Origin of the sequence: Pseudomonas sp. EpS/L25 (assembly GCF_001512295.1) — a bacterium.
In the GTDB taxonomy this organism is placed as follows: domain Bacteria; phylum Pseudomonadota; class Gammaproteobacteria; order Pseudomonadales; family Pseudomonadaceae; genus Chryseomonas.
In genome coordinates this window covers 257,100-277,653 of record NZ_LNUP01000015.1, presented here as the reverse complement: position 1 = coordinate 277,653, position 20,554 = coordinate 257,100, and the positions used below count along the sequence as shown (strand labels likewise).

Genomic DNA, 20,554 nt, shown 5'->3' with positions numbered 1-20,554 from the left:
TTGAACCGCGCTTAGAAGTCCAGCGATAGGCCCAGGCCCACCCCCTGCTGATGGGCATCCCCCGCGCCGGCATAGCTGTAGCCACCGCGCAGGGTCAGTTCCGGCGTCAGCCGCTGGACCACGCCCAGACTCAGGCGGGTACGGTCGCTGTCGGGCTGGTAGCCGTCCAGGGTGTAGTCCAGACCCGGCACGCTGTTCAGGCGCATGGTCACATCGCGGGTGCCGTCGGCAAATTCCCGCTCGCGACCCAGGTCGGCGAACAACGCCGTGGCCGGTGCGAGTTGCCAGCGCCCCTGCAGACCCAGCCCCAGTCGCCGCGAGGTGCTCGACTGGTCGTCGAATTCCAGCGCCGTGGCATCGCTGCCGCGCTCGCGATAGCCGTCCACCTGGACCCGGGCGTAGTCGGCGCTCAGGTAGGGGCTCAAGTGCCAGGGACTGCTGGCCGCCGCGAGGTCGTAGCCGAGGCGCGCCGAGAGGGCGCGCAGATCGCCGTCGGTGTCACCCTGCTCGCTGCGCACGGTCGGACCAAGGGCGAAGCGGCGACGCAGGTCATCGTAGTCCAGTCGGCCGCCGGTGGCGGTGAGATCGCCCCACAGCCGCTCGCCCTGGTACTGGGCGAAGGCGCTGAGCAGGTAGCTGTTGAGGCGATAGTCGGAATCGGCCGCACCGGCTTCCAGGTGCTGGCGCGCCACCCCGGCCGCCACGCCGATCCGCCATTGCTCACTGAGCCGGTAGCTGCCGCCCAGGTCCAGGCTGTAGCCGTTGCCGTCGCCACCCGCGGTGCTGTGCTGGTCGTCGACGTCCAGCCGCCGCCCGCTGGTATCCACGTAGCCCTGCCAGCGTCCCAGCGGCTGCCAGGCATGCCAGTCGCCCAACCAGCGCTGGTGCAGGCCATCCTGATGCGCCCTCAGCGTGGATTGGGCCATCTCCGGCAGCAGGGTCACTTCCCAGGGCGCCGCCAGCAGCGAATAGGCGTAGTCGGCGATCAGCCGTTGGCCGGTGATGGTCGGATGGACCCGGTCGTTGAACAGCAGCTTGCTCGGATCGGCCGCGGCCGCCCCCAGGCCATAGGTGGTGTTGCGCGCACAGCTGTCGCCGCTGAAGCAGGTGCCGGTGAGATTCTGCTCGGTCGCCAGGCCATAGCGTGCCGGGTCTGCCACCACCTCGGCGAGCAGCTGCGGCACGTTGAGACCGATGATCTCGGCATCGATACCGGCCAGGCGCGTGACCAGGGCCTGGTTGTAGACCCGGCTCAACGCCGAGGTGGCTGCCTGCTGCGGCGAACCGGCCAGGGCCGGGGTCTGGCCGATGTCGGGCAGCAGCCAGACCACCAGGTAGCGAGCGCCGGCCTGTTGCAGGGCGGCGACGCCATCACCCAGGCGATTGGCCGCCGCCGCCGCGGTGGCCGGCGAGGTGATCAGCCCCTGGAGGAAGTCGTTACCACCGCCGCTGATATAGAACAGGGTGTTGGGATCCAGGCTCAGGCCCTGGCTGGCCAGGCTCGGCAGATAGCCGTCGCGCGTGCGCAGGGTCAGGCCGTTGGCCGCCACCACCGAGCCGTTGGCCGCGGTGATCGAATCGCGGATCTGCGCCGTGGTGTAACCGCCCGTGGCCCAGTTGTCGCCATCGCTCAGGCCCAGCAAGCGGTTGATCACCGAGGTCGAGGCATCCAGGGTGCGAGCATCGAAGCCCAGCTGCTGGCCGAGCAGGATCGAAGACACCGGGCCGGTCACCGCCCCATTCGCAGGGCTGTAGCTAGGGCCGACCCTATTGGTGAATCTGAGACTGGCACCGTTGACCCCGGTGTCGGGAAATTGCCCGGCATCCAGCAGGCTGTCGCCGAACACGGTGAAGCCACTGTAGGGATTGGGAGCCGCCTGGGCGGTTGCCGCCTGGGCCATCGCCAGGGCGATGGCCAGCGGCAGGCGTTGCTTGGGAGAAAGCGTCATGCCTACACCTTGATTGTTGTTATTGGGGCACGCGTCAGAACGCGTAGCCTCACGCTAGACGGTTTTTATGACGCTGTATCTCGTCGTGCGCAAAAAGAGCGTGATGCTCATGGCAGTGCTGCAAGGCCAACCCCAGAGCGGCTATCGCGGCAACAGGGCCGCTTTACCCCCTCTCCCCTGGGAGAGGGCTGGGGTGAGGGAACGCCCGCTAAACACAGCTGCTACCGAACACCGTCTTTCATCGCGGCCATGCCGGTGCGCCGTAGCGACCGCTCCTACAATTACATCGAACCTGTAGGAGCGGCCCATGGCCGCGATAGAGGCGGTTGCTCCTACACGTATAGCATGCATCCGTGGGATGCGACCGCATCGGCAGACCACCAGGGCCGCGATAAAGACGCTGTCGACTGCGGCACGCGGGCAACAAAAAAGCGCCCGAAGGCGCTTTCCTGCTTGACCTGAGTGAAATCAGACCTTGGAACGCTCGAAGCGCTTGCGGTCGTTCTCGTTCAGGTACTTCTTGCGCAGACGGATGGACTTGGGCGTCACTTCCACCAGCTCGTCGTCGGCGATGAATTCCAGCGCCTGCTCGAGGGTGAACTTGATCGGCGGCACCAGGGCGATGACTTCGTCCTTGCCCGAGGCGCGCATGTTGTCCAGCTTCTTGCCCTTGGTGGGGTTGAGCACCAGGTCGTTGTCACGGCTGTTGATGCCGCACAGCTGGCCTTCGTAGATCTCGTCGCCCGGGGCCAGGAACAGCTTGCCGCGGCTCTGCAGGGTTTCCAGCGAGTAGGTCAGGGCGGTACCGGTGGCCATGGACACCAGCACGCCGTTCTGACGGTTGCTCACTTCACCGGCCTTGATCGGGCCGTAGTGGCTGAAGGTCGAGGTCAGGATGCCGCTGCCCGAGGTCAGGGTCAGGAAGTTGTTCCGGAAGCCGATCAGGCCCCGCGCCGGGATGGTGTATTCCAGGCGGATACGGCCCTTGCCGTCGGGGATCATGTTGGTCAGATCGCCCTTGCGCAGACCCATCTGCTCCATCACCGAGCCCTGGTGCTGCTCTTCGATGTCGATGGTGACGTTCTCGTAGGGCTCCTGCTTCTCGCCGTCCTTCTCGATGATCACCACTTCCGGACGGCCCACGGCCATCTCGAAGCCTTCGCGGCGCATGTTCTCGATCAGTACCGACAGGTGCAGCTCGCCACGACCGGAGACCTTGAACTTCTCGGCGGACTCGCCCGGCTCGACGCGCAGGGCCACGTTGTGCAGCAGTTCCTTCTCCAGCCGGTCCTTGATGTTGCGGCTGGTGACGAACTTGCCTTCACGACCGGCGAACGGCGAGTCGTTGACCTGGAAGGTCATGCTCACGGTGGGCTGGTCGACGGTCAGCGGCGGACGGGCTTCGACGTTCTGCGGATCGCACAGGGTGTCGGAGATGAACAGCTCGTCCATGCCCGAGACGCAGACGATGTCGCCGGCTTCGGCTTCGGCCACTTCCACGCGCTGCAGGCCGGAGTGACCCATGATCTTGAGGATACGACCGTTGCGCTTGGTGCCGTCGTCGCTGATGGCCACCACCGGGGTGTTGGCCTTGATGCGGCCACGAGCGATGCGGCCGATGCCGATCACGCCCAGGAAGCTGTTGTAGTCCAGCTGGGAGATCTGCATCTGGAAGGGACCGTCCAGATCGACCTGGGGCGCCGGTACGTGGTCGACGATGGCCTGGAACAGGGCATCCATGTTGTCGTCCATCTTCTCGTGGTCGAGCCCTGCGATGCCGTTCAGGGCGCTGGCGTAGACGATCGGGAAGTCCAGCTGCTCATCGGTGGCGCCGAGGTTGTCGAACAGGTCGAAGATCTGGTCGATGACCCAGTCCGGACGCGCGCCGGGACGGTCGATCTTGTTCACCACCACGATCGGACGCAGGCCGGCCTTGAAGGCCTTCTGGGTCACGAAGCGGGTCTGCGGCATGGGGCCGTCCTGGGCGTCGACCACCAGCAGCACGGAGTCGACCATGGACATCACCCGCTCCACCTCGCCACCGAAGTCGGCGTGGCCGGGGGTGTCGACGATGTTGATGTTGTAGTCGCCCCACTTCAGCGCGGTGTTCTTGGCCAGGATGGTGATGCCACGTTCCTTTTCCTGGTCATTGCTGTCCATCACCCGCTCGTTTTCCGCTTCTTTGCGGTCCAGGGTGCCGGACAGGCGCAGCAGCTTGTCGACGAGGGTGGTCTTGCCATGGTCGACGTGCGCGATGATGGCGATGTTGCGTAGATTCTCGATCACAGTGGTGTTCTCGGTATAGAAATGAAGGAGCTTCAGCCACCAGGCTGACAGCCGGAGATTGCAAAGGCGCGAACGCGGCGCCCGGCGTGGCGCCGAGCGCTAGAAGGAGTCGGGAGGGCGGTGGCGGATACTGCCACCCAGCAGGCCCGGCTGCTTAGGCCGGACGATAAACGCGCACATTGGCGTGCCCTTCGGTGAGCAGGTGATGAGCATGCAGCCGGCTCATCACTCCGCGGTCGCAATAGAGAAGGTACTGGCGGCTCTCGTCCAGTTCCTTGAAACGGCTGTTCAGGGCGAAGAACGGCATGGCCTGCACCTCGATACCGGGCAGTTCCAGCGGCGCCTCTTCCTGGACGTCGGGATGGCGAATGTCCACCACGATCTGCCCTGGCAAGGGCTGTGCCAGCTCTTCCACCTGCACGTCCTTGCCCAGCTCCTCGATCACCTTGTCGACGGTGATGAAGCGGGCGCGCTCCAGGGCGGCGTCGAGCACCGCCAGGTCGAACTTGCCTTCCTCGTGCTCCACCCGGAAGCCCTTGGCCTTGGTGGTGGGATTCACCGAGATGATGCCGCAGTACTCGGGCATGTGCTTGGCGAAGTCGGCGGTGCCGATGCGCTGGGCGGTGTCGATGATGTCCTGTTTGTGACTGGCCAGCAGCGGACGCAGCACCAGGGTGTCGGTGGCCTTGTCGATCACCGCCAGGTTGGTCAGCGTCTGGCTGGAGACCTGGGAGACGGCCTCGCCGGTCACCAGCGCCTCGATCTGCAGCTGCTCGGCGATACGGCTGGCCGCGCGCAGCATCATGCGCTTGAGGATCACGCCCATGTGGCTGTCGTCGCACTGGGTGAGGATCTGCCCCACTACTTCCTCGAAGGGCACGCTGATGAACAGCACGCGCTGGGAGCGCCCGAATTTCTCCCACAGATAGTGCGCCACTTCCATCACGCCCAATTCATGGGCACGGCCGCCGAGATTGAAGAAGCAGAAGTGGCTGACCATGCCGCGCCTCATCATCTGGTAGGCGGCGACGGTGGAATCGAAGCCACCGGACATCAGCACCAGCACCTGCTCCAGGGCGCCCAGCGGATAGCCGCCCAGCCCTTCGTGGTGCTCGTCGATGATGAACAACCGCTGGTCGCGGATCTCCAGGCGGACGCTCACCTCGGGATTCTTCAGGGCGATGCCGGCGCCGCCACAGCGCTCGCGCAGACCGCCGCCGACATAGCGCTCCACGTCCATGGAGGAGAAGTCGTGCTTGCCGGCGCGCTTGCAGCGTACCGAGAACACCTTGCCGCGCACCCGCTCGCCGAAATGGCGTTCGCACAGGGCGAGGATGGTCTCGAAGTCGCCCAGCGGATACTCGTGCACCTCGAGGAACTGGCCGATGCCGGGGGTGCAGGCCAGGCGCTGCTTCATCTCCGCCAGCGCACGCGGCTCGCTGACCGCGGTTTCCAGGGTGACGTTGTCCCAGATGCCATCGACCAGGACGTCCGGATCCAGATCGCGCAGCACGACACGAATGTTCTTCACCAGCTGGCGAATGAAATTCTTGCGCACCGGGCGACTCTTGATGGTGATTTCCGGAAAGACCTTGATGATGAGCTTCATGAGCGGGAGACGGCAGGCGGGTAACGCGAAAGAAAAGGGCCAAGATCATACCTGAAAATGGCCTCGCACTCGAATTCGGCCGACAAAATCCATCAAAGCCCTATTTAGGTGCGATATGACAATTTTAAGCACCAAAAAAGTGCATGCATCCGACATCGACAGGCCTGAAAGCGGCGCTGGAGACGCCAGAAGCGCACTCCAGCCCATTTAGGGGCACTGGCATACTACTTGCTCTCTTGTGAGGCAGCCGCCCCTGGGCCAGCATAGGGCGCTTTTCGTGGAACGCCGGTCGCCGACAGGCAGTACGGAAGCGCCCCTCAAGGGCACAGCTGATACCGGGAGTACCGCCAACCGCTCCCGGCCGAAATTCCTCTGGAGGAAACCATGTCGAAGGCTGTTCAACTGATCAAAGAAAACGACGTGAAGTGGGTAGACCTGCGCTTCACCGACACCAAAGGCAAGCAGCAACACGTCACCATGCCGGCGCGTGACGCGCTGGACGAAGACTTCTTCGCCCACGGCAAGATGTTCGACGGCTCCTCCATCGCCGGCTGGAAAGGCATCGAAGCCTCCGACATGATCCTGCTGCCCGACGACAGCACCGCCGTCCTGGACCCCTTCACCGAAGAGCCGACCCTGATCCTGGTCTGCGACATCATCGAACCCTCCACCATGCAGCCCTACGAGCGCGACCCCCGTGGTATCGCCAAGGCCGCCGAGGAGTACCTGAAGTCCACCGGCATCGGCGACACCGTGTTCGTCGGCCCGGAGCCCGAGTTCTTCATCTTCGACGAAGTGAAGTTCAAGTCGGACATCTCCGGCTCCATGTTCAAGATCTTCTCCGAGCAGGCGTCCTGGAACACCGACGCCGACTTCGAAAGCGGCAACAAGGGCCACCGTCCGGGCGTCAAGGGCGGCTACTTCCCGGTTCCGCCGGTCGATCACGACCACGAAATCCGTACCGCCATGTGCAACGCCCTGGAAGAGATGGGCCTGGTCGTGGAAGTCCACCACCACGAAGTGGCGACCGCTGGCCAGAACGAGATCGGTGTGCAGTTCAACACCCTGGTCAAGAAGGCCGACGAGACCCAGACCCTGAAGTACGTCGTGCACAACGTGGCCGACGCCTACGGCAAGACCGCCACCTTCATGCCCAAGCCCCTGTACGGCGACAACGGCTCCGGCATGCACGTGCACATGTCCATCTCCAAGGATGGCAAGAACACCTTCGCCGGCGAAGGCTATGCCGGCCTGTCCGATACCGCCCTGTACTTCATCGGCGGCATCATCAAGCACGGCAAGGCGCTGAACGGCTTCACCAACCCGTCCACCAACAGCTACAAGCGTCTGGTGCCCGGCTTCGAAGCCCCGGTCATGCTGGCCTACTCGGCCCGTAACCGTTCCGCTTCCATCCGTATCCCCTATGTGTCGAGCCCGAAGGCCCGCCGCATCGAAGCCCGCTTCCCGGATCCGGCTGCCAACCCCTACCTGTGCTTCGCCGCCCTGCTGATGGCCGGCCTGGACGGCATCCAGAACAAGATTCACCCCGGCGATGCCGCCGACAAGAACCTGTACGATCTGCCGCCGGAAGAAGGCAAGAAGATCCCGCAGGTCTGCGGCAGCCTGAAGGAAGCCCTGGAAGCCCTGGACGCCGGCCGTGCGTTCCTGACCAAGGGCGGCGTCTTCACCGACGAGTTCATCGATGCCTACATCGAGCTGAAGTCCGAGGAAGAGATCAAGGTCCGTACCTTCGTGCACCCGCTGGAATACGACCTGTACTACAGCGTCTGATCCCGCTGCGGTAACGCCAAGAGGCCTCCTTCGGGAGGCCTTTTTCATTGCGCACCAACAGGTGGCAGCGTGATCGGCAGGCCATCGCCGCCTACCGGAGCCAGCCACGTGCCTGCTACCCTTGCCTATCATTGCCCGGCCGAGATTCCGCCATGCCTCGCCTGCTCGCCTGCTGTCTGCTCTGCCTCGCCTGCTCTGCCCAGGCGGCGATCTACAAGTCGGTCGATGCCGAAGGCAACACGGTGTTCAGCGACCAGCCCTCGGCCAATGCCCAACCGGTGCAGGTGGCGCCCACCAACACCGTCGGCAACCCCCGCCCTGCCCCCAGCGTGCCGACTGCACCTGCGGCTCCGACACCTGCCGGCCCGGCCTTCAACCGGCTGGAGGTCAATGTGCCCGACGACGAGGCCATCCGCGCCAACAACGGTACCTTCTCGGTAGGGGTCTCCGTGGAGCCGGCCCTGGGCCCGGGCCAGAGCCTGCAGTTGCTGGTGGATGGCGCGCCCTATGGCAGCCCTGGCCAGAGCACGAGGTTCGGCGTGACCAACCTGGAGCGCGGCGAGCATCGCTTCGCGGCCCAGGTGCTCTCGAGCACGGGCGAGGTGATCCAGACCAGCGCCGAGAAGACCGTCACCGTGCAGCGCATCAGCGTCAACAGTCCTGCCCGCTGATGCGTCTGCTCCCGGCCCTGCTGCTCTGCGTCCTGCTTCCCGCCCAGGCGGCGGTCTACAGCTACGTCGACAAGGATGGCAATCGCGTCTACACCGATCAGCCCCCCAAGGGCGTGAAGGCCACCAAGGTCCCGGTGACGACCACCAACAATCTCAACCAGCAGGGCCAGCCGAGCCGCAAACTGAGCCCGACGCCGAGCACCCCGCCGGTGCAGACACCCAAGGCAGCGCCCTTCCGCTACCAGATGCTGCGCATCCTGGTGCCCGAGCCCGATGCCACCGTGATCGACCAGGAGGGCCAGCTCATCGTCAGCCTGGTCAGCGAGCCGGAGCTGCAGCCGGGCCACAGCTATCGCCTGCTGCTGGACGACAAGGAGGCCGGGGCTGGTCGCAGCCCGGTATTCCCACTGGGCGGCCTGGACCGCGGCACCCACCAGCTGGTGGCGGAGATCCTCGCGGCCGACGGTACCGTACTGGAGCGTACGCCGGCCCAGCCCTTCCATCTGCGCCGCCCCTCCCTGGAGCAGAAGCGCCGGGCGCATCCCTGTATCCAGGGCGACTGGGGCAAGCGTCCAGAGTGTCCACTGGACATGAAACCGCCCGAAGCCAAGAAATCCTGGCTACCCTTTCTGTAGGGCACCACCTTGGTGCGTTTTTTAGCGCCGCACCATCTTGATACAAATCCTAGCCGAGCCGTCGAGCCCGGCGGCGGCTGTTAGTGCACGTTACAGCTATCTGCCCTAACTCGGGGCGTCTTGGTTTGCTTCTTGCATTTTCCTATCGTCCCTATAGCGCTGTGGCCTCCCATGCCTACCGACGTCATCCACCGGCTCCTGCTCGACAACCTCACGACCGCGGTCATCCTGCTGGATGCGGAGTTGCGGCTGGAGTACATGAACCCGGCCGCGGAGATGCTGCTCGCCATCAGTGGTCAGCGCAGTCACGGCCAGTTCATCAGCGAACTCTTCACCGAATCGCCCGAAGCCCTGCAGGCGCTGCGCCAGGCGGTGGACCATGCCCATCCCTTCACCAAGCGCGAGGCGCTGCTGGTCTCCACCTCGGGCAACAGCCTCACGGTGGACTATGCGGTGACGCCCATCCTGGACCGGCACAACACCCTGCTGCTGCTGGAAGTCCATCCGCGTGACCGGCTGCTGCGCATCACCAAGGAAGAGGCGCAACTTTCCAAGCAGGAAACCACCAAATTGCTGGTGCGCGGCCTGGCCCACGAGATCAAGAACCCCCTCGGTGGCATCCGTGGCGCGGCCCAGTTGCTGGCCCGGGAGCTGCCGGAAGAAGCGCTCAAGGACTACACCAACGTCATCATCGAGGAAGCCGACCGACTGCGAAATCTGGTCGACCGCATGCTCGGCTCCAACAAGCTGCCGAAACTGGCCATCACCAACGTGCACGAGGTGCTCGAGCGGGTCTGCAGCCTGGTGGAAGCGGAGAGCCAGGGGCTGATCAACCTGGTGCGCGACTACGATCCGAGCATTCCCGACCTGACGATCGATCGCGAGCAGATGATCCAGGCGGTGCTCAACATCGTGCGCAACGCCATGCAGGCCATCTCCCAGCAGAACGAATTGCGTCTGGGCCGTGTCACCTTGAGAACTCGTACCCTGCGCCAGTTCACCATCGGCCACCATCGCCATCGCCTGGTGTGCAAGGTGGAGATCACCGACAACGGTCCGGGCATCCCCCCGGACCTGCAGGAAACCATCTTCTATCCCATGGTCAGCGGTCGCCCCGACGGCACCGGCCTGGGACTCGCCATTACCCAGAACATCATCACCCAGCACCAGGGGCTGATCGAGTGTGAAAGCCATCCGGGCCACACCGCCTTCAGCATCTTCCTGCCGCTGGAATAGAGAGGAGCACGCATGAGCCGTTCGGAGACCGTCTGGATCGTCGACGACGACCGTTCCATCCGCTGGGTCCTGGAAAAAGCCTTGCAACAGGAAGGCATGACCACCGTCGCCTTCGACAGCGCCGACAGCGTCATGACCCGCCTCGGGCGCCAGCAGCCGGACGTGGTGATCTCGGACATCCGCATGCCGGGCACCAGCGGTCTGGACCTGCTGTCGCGCATCCGCGAGATGCATCCGCGCCTGCCGGTCATCATCATGACCGCCCATTCCGACCTGGACAGCGCCGTGGCCTCCTACCAAGGCGGCGCCTTCGAGTACCTGCCCAAGCCCTTCGACGTCGACGAGGCCGTGGCCCTGGTCAAGCGCGCCGGGCAGCATGCCCAGGAGCAACAGGGCTTCGCCGAGCCGGCGCACCTGACCCGCACCCCCGAGATCATCGGCGAAGCGCCGGCGATGCAGGAGGTGTTCCGCGCCATCGGCCGCCTCTCGCACTCCAACATCACGGTGCTGATCAACGGTGAATCCGGCACCGGCAAGGAGCTGGTCGCCCACGCCCTGCACCGTCACAGCCCGCGCGCCGCTGCGCCCTTCATCGCCCTGAACATGGCCGCCATCCCCAAGGACCTGATGGAGTCCGAGCTGTTCGGTCATGAGAAAGGTGCCTTCACCGGCGCCGCCGCCCAGCGCCGTGGTCGCTTCGAGCAGGCCGATGGCGGCACCCTGTTCCTCGACGAGATCGGCGACATGCCGGCCGACACCCAGACCCGCCTGCTGCGGGTGCTGGCCGATGGCGAATTCTATCGCGTCGGTGGCCACACCCCGGTCAAGGTGGACGTGCGCATCATCGCCGCTACCCACCAGAATCTCGAAGGCCTGGTGCGCGAAGGCAAGTTCCGCGAGGACCTGTTCCACCGCCTGAACGTCATCCGCATCCACATCCCGCGCCTGGCCGACCGCCGCGAGGACATCCCCGCCCTCGCCCGCCACTTCCTGGCACGCGCGGCCCAGGAACTGGCCGTGGAGCCCAAGACCCTGCGCGGCGAGACCGAGGAGTATATGAAGGGCCTGCCCTGGCAGGGCAACGTGCGCCAGCTGGAGAACACCTGCCGCTGGATCACGGTGATGGCCTCCAGCCGCGAGGTGCTGATCGACGACCTGCCGCCGGAGCTGCTCAACCAGCCCCAGGATGCCGCCCCCGCCGCCAACTGGGAACAAGCCCTGCGCCAGTGGGCCGACCAGGCCCTCACCCGTGGCCAGTCCAGCCTGCTGGACAATGCCGTGCCGGCCTTCGAACGCATCATGATCGAGACCGCCCTCAAGCACACCGCTGGCCGCCGCCGCGATGCCGCCGTCCTGCTGGGTTGGGGACGTAACACCCTGACCCGCAAGATCAAGGAGTTGGGCATGAAGGTGGATGGGCCGGATGAGGAGGGGGAGGACTGAGGGTTCTCTACGGTGCCGTAGGTTGGGCTGAGCAATAGCGAAGCCCAATGTGGAGGTTGACAGTAGTGCCTTGGTTTATCGTTGCCCTAGCTGTTTATCGTGGTCTGCTTGTAGCTCTTGTTTCGCCCACTCGGGCGACTCACTTTTTTCAGTCGCGAAAAAAGTAAGCAAAAACGCTTGCCCCGACCATCCGGCCCTCCGCTGCGCTCCGGGTTCGCTCACACCAGCGCCGTTCCGGGGTCGACCTACACGGGCCGTCCATGGCCCGTTAGGCCTCTCGCCGCATCCATGCGGCTCGACCCACTCCACGCCCCTGGCGTTCTCCCTCCTGAACGGGGCGACTCGCCAGACTGAAAGTGTTGGTTGAAGAAACGGAAGCGACTCGTAGCGTGGACAAGGGCGAAGCCTTGTCCACTGATGGTGTCGATGCCCAACAGTGGAAACGCTGCGCGGTCTTCCACGCTACGCCCCCTGAACTCCGAACTCTCAGGCTGGCGCCCCGTCCCCGTCAGTGAGGCCGAGTGCAGGTGTCGTGGAGGGGGATGCGAGGCAGGACGCCGAGCAAGGCGCGAGGGGCAGGAAGCCCCTTCGTGCCGTGCCTCCGGAGCGGCGCCGGAGCGAGGGGACCCGGAGCGTAGCGAAGGGCCGAAACGTGGGGTGTGCTTTCTTTTGCTTACTTTTCTTTGCACAAGCAAAGAAAAGTAAGTCGCCGGTCAGGCGAAACCAGAGGCATCAGCAGAGCGCAAGAGGCAGCTTGGGCACTAATAACCAAGGCACTACTGTCAACTTCCACATTGTTGGGCTTCGCTAACGCTCAACCCAGGCAACAAAGCCCCCCCAAAACACCCAAACCAAAACTTGGCACACCTCCTGCAATGTCCTAGGTAACCACCCTTTTGGGGACCTCGGTACAGGCAGGCTGGGGAATCCCCTCTTTTATTCTCGAGGCCATCACTCCGTGTGATGGCCTCTTTTTTTGCCTAAAAAACGCCCGAAATCCCCTTCCAGAGCCATTTCCCGCCAGAAACCTGGGTCAGAGCCCCCACTTCGCCTGAATTCAGGACCGGCTGCAGAAGCAGGATCACGTTCAGCTCTGGTGCATCACGAGCCCCTCCTGCCTGATAACGGGGCATTTAGGGCGTCAGGCGTACCTCGACGTGGAGCACCCAGTCCTCGCCCTCCTCCACCAGCCGATCAGTGGCCTGCAGCCCGCCGCCGACGCCCACCAGCAGCACCTGCAGGTCCTGTCCCTCCTGCCAGACCGTCCAGGAGAAACTGCCCCCGGCTCGGGCGATCCGGCCCTGGCGGTCGCCGCCGTCCCAGCGCGCCCGCGGCAGGCGCAGGCTGAGGGCGCCGTCGGGGCGATAGCGTTCGTAGAACAGCGAGCGGTCAGCGGTGATGAGCAATTCGAAGCGGCCGGCTTCCTGGCGACTGTCCACGCCCAGGATGACCGGACGGCGCGCCTCGGCCGACCAGGGATCGGGATGGGTGCGCTGGTACACCAACTGGCCGATGATCATGCCGAACAGGCCGGCGCCCAGCGCCGCCGAGGCCAGCCAGAGGGCCAGCCGCTGGCGCTGGGCGCGCCATTCGGCCTTGAGCAGGTCGGGATCTTCCACCCGCGCGAGTTCTTCCTGGCGGGCACGCCGCTCGCGCAACAGCCCGTCGACCAGCCGGCGCCAGAGACTCACCGTCCCGCCCCGCTCGCGACGGCACGCCCACGGCGCAGTACCATAGGCGCTTTGCCAGGCGCCCAGCCCTTCATGTTCGACATCATCCTCTACCAACCGGAAATTCCACCCAACACCGGCAACGTCATTCGCCTGTGCGCCATCACCGGCTGCCGCCTGCACCTGATCGAGCCGCTGGGCTTCGCGCTGGACGACAAGAAATTGCGTCGCGCGGGCTTGGACTACCACGAGTGGTCCAGCGTGCGGACCCATGCCAGCCTCGCGGCCTGTATAGCAGATTTGCAGCCGCCCCGACTGCTGGCCTTCACCACCAAGGCCAGCCACCCCTTCACCGAGATCGTCTATGCACCGGGCGATGCCCTGCTGTTCGGGCCGGAAAGTCGCGGGCTGCCCGCCGAGGTACTGGAGTCACTGCCACCCGAACAGCGGCTGCGCCTGCCCATGCTGCCCAATCGCCGCAGCCTCAATCTGTCCAACACCGTGGCGGTGGCGGTCTACGAAGGCTGGCGCCAGCTGGGCTTCGCCGCACCGCCGGGCTGACGGCCAGAACCTTCCTGCCAGAGGCGTCGTCCCATGACCTACAGGCACATCGCCAGACCGTCATGTGAGGCGCACCATGAGCAAGATCGGCAAACCCAGGGTTGAACGCTATGACGCCCCTTCCGGGGGCTGGGGCTCGGCCCGCTCGGTGACCGAAATCGTCTTGCGCGAGCGGGTACCGCTCAAATCCGGCGCCTTGCTGGCCAAGCAGAACAAGCACGGTGGCTTCGCCTGCGTCAGCTGCGCCTGGGCCAAGCCGGGCAAGCCCCATCCGCTGGAATTCTGCGAGAACGGCGCCAAGGCCACCGCCTGGGAAGTCACCAGCAAGAGATGCGGACCGGAATTCTTCGCCCAGCATTCGCTCAGCGAGTTGCGTGGATGGCGCGACTATGACCTGGAAGAGGTCGGCCGCCTCACCCACCCGCTACGCTACGACGCCACCAGCGACCGCTATCGTCCGGTGAGCTGGGCCGAGGCCTTCGCCGACATCGGCGCCGAACTCAAGGCGCTGGATCCTGATTCGGTGATCTTCTACGCCTCGGGGCGGGCGGCGCTGGAGACCTCCTACCTCTATCAGCTCTACGCCCGCCTGTACGGCACCAACAACCTGCCGGACAGCTCCAACATGTGTCACGAGAGCACCTCGGTGGCCCTGCCCAAAAGCATCGGCGTGACCGTGGGCACCGTGACCCTCAACGATTTCGATCAAACCGACTGCCTGCTGTTCTTCGGTCAGAATCCGGGCAGCAACAGCCCACGGATGCTGCACGACCTGCAGGAGGCGCGTAAGCGCGGCGCGCCCATCATCACCTTCAATCCCCTGCGCGAACGTGGCCTGGAAACCTTCGTCAATCCGCAATCGCCGGTGGAGATGTTGACCGACCACCCGACCCAGATCAGCACCCAGTACCATCAGCTCAAGCCGGGTGGCGATCTTGCCGCCCTCACCGGCATGTGCAAGGCGCTGCTGGCCGCCGATGACCAGGCCCGAGAGCAAGGCCAACCGGCCGTGCTCGACCATGCCTTCATCGCCGAGCATTGTCATGGCTTCGCCGACTTCTGCGACTGGCTGCAACGCCAGGAGTGGCCGCAGCTGGAGCGGCAGTCGGGGCTGACTCGCAGCGCCCTGGAAGCGGCCGCGGCGGTCTATGGGCGCTCCCAGAAGGTCATCGGCATCTATGGCATGGGCCTGACCCAGCATCGCCATGGGGTGGAAACCATCCAGATGCTGGCCAACCTGCTGCTGCTGCGTGGCAACATCGGCAAGCCGGGCGCCGGCATCTGCCCCGTGCGCGGGCACTCCAACGTCCAGGGTCAGCGTACCGTGGGTATCACCGAGAAGCCGGAGCTGGCGCCGCTCGATCAGCTCGGCGAACGTTTCGGCTTCACCCCACCGCGCGACAAGGGCCGCAATACCGTGGAGGCCTGTGAAGGCATCCTCGATGGCTCGGTGAAGGCCTTCATCGGCCTGGGCGGCAACTTCCTGCGCGCCATTCCCGAGACCAGCCTGATGGAACCGGCCTGGCGTACCCTGCGCCTGTCGGTGCAGATCGCCACCAAGCTCAACCGCAATCACCTGGTGCCGGCGGACAAGGCCTATCTGCTGCCGTGCCTGGGTCGTACCGAGATCGACCGCCAGCGCGGCGTGGAACAGGCTCACAGCACCGAGGACAGCACCGGCTGCATCCACGGCTGGCGCGGCGCGGCCGAGCCGCCCGAGGGCGAGTTGCTGTCCGAGCCAGCCATCGTCGCCGGGCTGGCCAAGGCCACCCTGCCGGACAATCCCCAGGTCACCTGGGATGCCTGGGTAGCCGACTACGGGCTGATCCGCGACGAGATCGCCCGCTCCTTCCCGGAGATCTTCCACGACTTCAATGCCAGGATGTGGGAGGTGGGTGGTTTCCATCGCCCGCTGCCGGCAGCCAAGCGCGAGTGGAAGACCGAGACCGGCAAGGCCAATCTCATCGTGCCACGCAGCCTGGAAGAAGACCCGGACATGCCCGCGAGCGGGCGTGACGTCCTCACCCTGATGACGTTGCGTAGCAACGACCAGTTCAACACCACCATCTATGGCTATCACGATCGTTTCCGCGGCGTGAAGGGCACCCGTGCGGTGCTCTTCATGAATCGCAACGACATCGAACGCCTGGGCCTGGCCGAAGGCGACAAGGTGCAGGTGGCGACGGTGGCCGACGATGGCGTACGCCGCGAAGTGGGACCGCTGCGGGTCACGCCCTACAACATCCCGGAAGGCGCCTGCGGCGGTTACTACCCGGAATGCAACGCTCTGATCCCGCTCTGGCACCATGCCGAAGGCAGCAAGGTACCGGCGGCCAAGGCGATCCCGGTACGCCTGAACAAGCTGATCGCGGCGAACGATGGCAGCTTTCCGGTAGAGCCTGAGGGGTATGGGGTCTAGGGCTAAGGATTGATCAGGCCAGGCGTGGACAAGGCTGCGCCCTTGTCCACACTACAGGACCCACCAGAGCAAAGCCCAACACCGAGGCGTTGGGCTTTTTTCTGTACTGACGAGGCTATCCCCTAGGAACCGCGGAGTGCCCACTGAGGCACCCCGTTCCTCACCCAATGGTCATCAGACTCGCATTCCCGCCCGCCGCCGCGGTATTCACGCTCAGGGCGCGCTCAATGAGCAGGCGCTCCAGCGGAATGGCGGTCTCGCCACGGGCCAGGCCCTGGACGCCGACGATAGGGCCGTTGCGCTTGGCCACCTGTTGGCAGACCTGGCGCAGCTGGTCGGAGTCGCCATGGTGCAGTACGGCCTCGAAGGCGACCTCGTCCTTGCGCCAGTCGGCTGCCACCTGTACTCGCGCCCTCACCGTTTGCGGGAGGCGATTCAGCATCGCCTTGTGGCTTTCCTCGACCAGGGCGGTACTGCCCACCGCCATGACCGCCGCCAGTTGCAGCAACAGGTCGCCTTCGTCCGTCGCCAGGCACAGCACCCGGCTGCGTGGCAGCAGGCTGTAGCTGTTGCGCTCGCCGGTGGGGCCCGGCAGCAGGCGCGTCAGGCCGCTCAGGGATTCCTCGGCGAAGCGGACGCAGGCGTGCTCCAGCTCGCCCAGCCCCTGCTGCTTGGCCCAGTCCTGCAGCGCCGCGAGCGGATTGCCGGCCTGCTGGCGCAGGGCCTCGCGCACCTGCCATTCGGTCTCGCCGACACTGCCTTTGGCCAGAGCCACGGCCGGATCACCGTCCGGGCGGGTGCTGAGCAGGCGATAGAGGTACAGCGGGCCGCCGGCCTTGGGACCGGTACCCGAGAGACCTTCGCCACCGAAGGGCTGTACCCCGACCACCGCGCCGACCATGTTCCGGTTGACGTAGAGGTTGCCGGCATGGGCACGCTCGATCACCTTGGCGATGGTCTCGTCGATGCGGGTATGCACGCCGAAGGTCAGGCCGTAGCCGGTGGCGTTGATCTGGTCGATGACCTTGTCCAGGTCCTTGCGGGCGTAGCGCACCACGTGCAGCACCGGGCCGAAGACCTCGCGACCCAGTTCGGCCAGGCTTTCCAGCTCGATCAGGGTGGGCAGGACGAAGGTACCGCGGTGGATGGCATCGCCCTCCACGCGACCGCCCTGGTGCACCCGGCGGCCCTTGCCCTTGAGGGTCTGGATGTGTTTCTCGATGGTGGCCTTGGCCTCGCCGTCGATCACCGGGCCGATGTCGATGGCCAGGTTCTCCGGATTGCCCAGCCGGCATTCGGCCATGGCGCCCTTGAGCATCTCCAGCACCCGGTCGGCCACGTCGTCCTGCACGCAGAGCACGCGCAGGGCCGAGCAGCGCTGGCCGGCACTGTCGAAGGCGGAGGCGACCACATCGGTCACCACCTGCTCGGCCAGCGCCGAGGAGTCGACGATCATGGCGTTCTGGCCACCGGTCTCGGCGATCAGCGGGATCGGCCGGCCCTGGGCGTCCAGGCGTCCGGCGATGTTGCGCGCCAGGATCTGGGCCACCTCGGTGGAGCCGGTGAACATCACGCCCTTGACCCGCACATCATTGACCAGGGCAGCGCCGATGGTGGCGCCCTCGCCCGGCAGCAGTTGCAGCACGCCTTCGGGGATGCCGGCCTCCAGCAGCAGGCGCACGGCCTGGGCGGCGATCAGCGGGGTCTGCTCGGCCGGCTTGGCCAGCACGGTGTTGCCGGCAGCCAGGGCCGCGGCGATCTGGCCGGCGAAGATGGCCAGGGGGAAGTTCCAGGGACTGATGCAGACCACCGGACCCAGCGGGCGGTGGCTGTCATTGGCGAAGTCACGGCGCACCAGGGCGGCGTAGTAGCGCAGGAAGTCCACCGCTTCGCGCACCTCGGCGATGGCGTTGGCGTAGGTCTTGCCGGCTTCGCGCACCAGCAGGCCCATCAGCGGCTGCAGTTGCGCCTCCATCAGCTCGGCGGCGCGATCCAGGGCCGCGGCGCGCTGCTCGGGCGGGGTGGATTGCCAGATGGGCGCGGCGGCCAGGGCCTCTTCCAGGGCGATGTCGACATCCACGCGGGTGGCGTTGCTCACCTGGCCGACACGATCACGGCGATCGGCCGGATTGAGCACCGGCTGCGGAATGGCCGGCTCGCTGGCGCGACCCAGCAGCGGGCGAGCTTCCCACGCGGTGTTGCCACTGGCCAACAGCGCGGCCGACAGCGAACCCAGGCGGTGCTCGCTGGAGAGGTCCAGGCCACTGGAGTTACGCCGCTCGGCGCCATACAGGGTGCTGGGATGGGGAATGCGCGGATGCGGCAGGCCGATGGCGCCTTCGCTGGCGGATTGCTGCTCGATCTGCACCACCGGATCGGCCACCAGCTCGTCCAGGGAAATGGAGTGGTCGGCGATGCGGTTGACGAAGGAGGTGTTGGCGCCGTTTTCCAGCAACCGGCGCACCAGGTAGGCCAGCAGCGTCTCGTGGGTGCCCACCGGGGCATAGATGCGGCACGGCCGTGCCAGCTTGCCGTCCTTGACGCTGCCCACCACCTGCTCGTACAGCGGCTCGCCCATGCCGTGCAGGCACTGGAATTCGTACTGGCCCGGGTAGTAGTTCTGCCCGCCCATCTGGTAGATGGCCGCCAGGGTGTGGGCGTTGTGGGTGGCGAATTGCGGGTAGATGGATTCCGGCGCCGCCAGCAGCTTGCGGGCACAGGCCAGGTAGGCCACGTCGGTGTAGACCTTGCGGGTATAGACCGGATAGCCCTCCAGGCCTTCCACCTGGGCGCGCTTGATCTCGCTGTCCCAGTAGGCGCCCTTGACCAGCCGGATCATCAGCCGGCGCCGGCTGCGCTTGGCCAGGTCGATCAGGTAGTCGATCACCAGCGGGCAGCGCTTCTGGTAGGCCTGGATGACGAAGCCGATGCCGTTCCAGCCGGCCAGCTGCGGCTCGAAGGACAGGCGCTCCAGTAGGTCCAGGGAAATCTCCAGGCGATCGGCTTCCTCGGCGTCGATGTTCAGGCCGATGTCGTAGCGCTTGGCCAGCAGGGTCAGCTCCAGCAGGCGCGGATAGAGCTCGCTCATCACCCGGTCGTACTGGGCGCGGCTGTAGCGCGGATGCAGGGCCGAGAGCTTGATGGAGATGCCCGGGCCTTCGTAGATGCCGCGACCGTGGGATGCCTTGCCGATGGAGTGGATGGCCTGCTCGTAGGAGGCCAGGTAGCGGCGGGCGTCGGCCTCGGTCAGGGCCGCTTCACCGAGCATGTCGTAGCTGTAGCGGAAGCCCTTCGCCTCGAACTTGCTGGCGTTGGCCAGGGCCTCGGCGATGGTCTCACCGGTGACGAACTGCTCGCCCATCAGGCGCATGGCCATGTCCACGCCCTTGCGGATCACCGGCTCGCCGCTCTTGCCGATGAGACGGTTGAGCGAGCTGGTGAGGCCGGCTTCATTGTGGGTCGACACCAGGCGACCGGTCAGCAGCAGACCCCAGGTGGCGGCGTTGACGAACAGCGAGGGACTGTTGCCCAGGTGCGGCTGCCAGTTGCCGGTGCTGATCTTGTCGCGGATCAGGGCATCGCGGGTGCCCTTGTCGGGGATGCGCAGCAGGGCTTCGGCCAGGCACATCAGGGCCACGCCTTCCTGGGAGGACAGCGAGAACTCGCGGAGCAGGCTCTGCACCATTCCGGAGCGCCCGGTTGCACCCTTGGCGTTGCGTAGCTTCTCGGCGATGCGATGGGCCAGCTCATGGGTGGCCTTGGCCTGGGCGGCGGGCAGGCGTGCCTGTTCCAGCAGCAACGGCAGCAGCTCTTCTTCCGGGCGGCGATAGGCGGCGGTGATGGCCGAACGCAGCACCGACTGCGGCAGGATGCTCTCGGCGAATTCCAGGAACGGCTGGTAGACCGGATCGGCCAGGGCCTCGACAGCCTCGTTGTCACCCTCGGCCAGGCGCTGGGCGATACCCTGCAGATCGGCCAGGGTCGCACCGCTTTCCAGGGTTTCCAGGTAGGTATAGATGGCCTGCTTGATCAACCAGTGCGGGGTCCGGTCGATACGGCGCGCGGCTTCCTTGAGGCGATCGCGGGTGGCTTCGTCGAGCTTTACGCCCAGGGTGGTGGTGGTGGCCATGCGCAGATCCTCAAGCAAGAAGGCGTCGAAATTCGGCGCAGCTTAGCGCCGCCCGACAGAAAAGTGCAACCAAGTGCAACCCGACAGATTCTACCGTCGATCTGGTTGCACCAGCAGCCAGGTAACAGATCGCAAGACTATGCAGAGATCAGGCC

General features: G+C 65.5%; 12 protein-coding genes. 7 read left to right on the top strand and 5 right to left on the bottom strand.

From position 1 onward, the window contains the following. Window positions 1-11 precede the first annotated feature (11 nt). The 3 genes from AR540_RS17870 to thiI form a co-directional block, all read right to left on the bottom strand. Entirely contained in the window at window positions 12-1,949 is a 1,938-nt protein-coding gene (locus AR540_RS17870) for an autotransporter domain-containing SGNH/GDSL hydrolase family protein (protein WP_059230582.1), read from the bottom strand. A 468-nt stretch (window positions 1,950-2,417) separates the two neighbouring features. Next, complete coding sequence (typA, locus tag AR540_RS17865; protein WP_059230579.1) at window positions 2,418-4,235, bottom strand: translational GTPase TypA; 1,818 nt, start codon at window positions 4,233-4,235, stop codon at window positions 2,418-2,420. A gap of 154 nt (window positions 4,236-4,389) precedes the next feature. Then, the gene (gene thiI, locus AR540_RS17860; protein WP_059230577.1) at window positions 4,390-5,844 is read right to left on the bottom strand and encodes a tRNA uracil 4-sulfurtransferase ThiI; all 1,455 of its coding nucleotides are present in this window, start codon (window positions 5,842-5,844) and stop codon (window positions 4,390-4,392) included. Window positions 5,845-6,228: 384 nt separating this feature from the next. Between thiI and glnA the strand changes: the two genes are divergently transcribed. The 5 genes from glnA to ntrC all read left to right on the top strand — a co-directional run bounded on the left by glnA (window position 6,229) and on the right by ntrC (window position 11,620). After that, entirely contained in the window at window positions 6,229-7,635 is a 1,407-nt protein-coding gene (gene glnA / locus AR540_RS17855) for a glutamate--ammonia ligase (RefSeq protein WP_007161312.1), read from the top strand. 152 nt (window positions 7,636-7,787) lie between these two features. Then, window positions 7,788-8,306 carry a DUF4124 domain-containing protein gene (locus AR540_RS17850; protein WP_059230574.1) on the top strand — a complete coding sequence of 173 codons (519 nt, stop codon included), beginning with the start codon at window positions 7,788-7,790 and terminating at the stop codon, window positions 8,304-8,306. Further along, on the top strand, window positions 8,306-8,941 hold the full coding sequence (locus AR540_RS17845) for a DUF4124 domain-containing protein (protein WP_059230572.1): 636 nt from the start codon (window positions 8,306-8,308) through the stop codon (window positions 8,939-8,941). Before AR540_RS17850 ends, AR540_RS17845 begins: the two co-directional genes overlap by 1 nt. Window positions 8,942-9,112: 171 nt before the next feature. Continuing rightward, complete coding sequence (gene glnL / locus AR540_RS17840) at window positions 9,113-10,177, top strand: nitrogen regulation protein NR(II) (RefSeq protein WP_059230570.1); 1,065 nt, start codon at window positions 9,113-9,115, stop codon at window positions 10,175-10,177. A 12-nt stretch (window positions 10,178-10,189) separates the two neighbouring features. Then, the gene (ntrC, locus tag AR540_RS17835; RefSeq protein ID WP_059230568.1) at window positions 10,190-11,620 is read left to right on the top strand and encodes a nitrogen regulation protein NR(I); all 1,431 of its coding nucleotides are present in this window, start codon (window positions 10,190-10,192) and stop codon (window positions 11,618-11,620) included. Between the two features lie 1,133 nt (window positions 11,621-12,753). On the opposite strand, the gene AR540_RS17830 is transcribed toward ntrC, so the two are convergent. After that, window positions 12,754-13,311, bottom strand: a complete 558-nt coding sequence (locus AR540_RS17830) for a hypothetical protein (protein WP_059230566.1) — start codon at window positions 13,309-13,311, stop codon at window positions 12,754-12,756. A gap of 72 nt (window positions 13,312-13,383) precedes the next feature. Here AR540_RS17830 and AR540_RS17825 point away from each other — a divergent pair, with 72 nt between their 5' ends. Together AR540_RS17825 and AR540_RS17820 are read left to right on the top strand one after the other, a co-directional pair. After that, complete coding sequence (locus AR540_RS17825; RefSeq protein ID WP_059230563.1) at window positions 13,384-13,851, top strand: tRNA (cytidine(34)-2'-O)-methyltransferase; 468 nt, start codon at window positions 13,384-13,386, stop codon at window positions 13,849-13,851. 76 nt (window positions 13,852-13,927) lie between these two features. Continuing rightward, window positions 13,928-16,270 carry an FdhF/YdeP family oxidoreductase gene (locus AR540_RS17820; protein ID WP_442963804.1) on the top strand — a complete coding sequence of 781 codons (2,343 nt, stop codon included), beginning with the start codon at window positions 13,928-13,930 and terminating at the stop codon, window positions 16,268-16,270. Between the two features lie 160 nt (window positions 16,271-16,430). On the opposite strand, the gene putA is transcribed toward AR540_RS17820, so the two are convergent. Beyond that, a complete protein-coding gene (putA, locus tag AR540_RS17815) occupies window positions 16,431-20,399 on the bottom strand; it encodes a trifunctional transcriptional regulator/proline dehydrogenase/L-glutamate gamma-semialdehyde dehydrogenase (protein WP_059230561.1) in 3,969 nt (1,322 codons plus the stop codon). Between the last annotated feature and the right edge of the window lie 155 nt (window positions 20,400-20,554).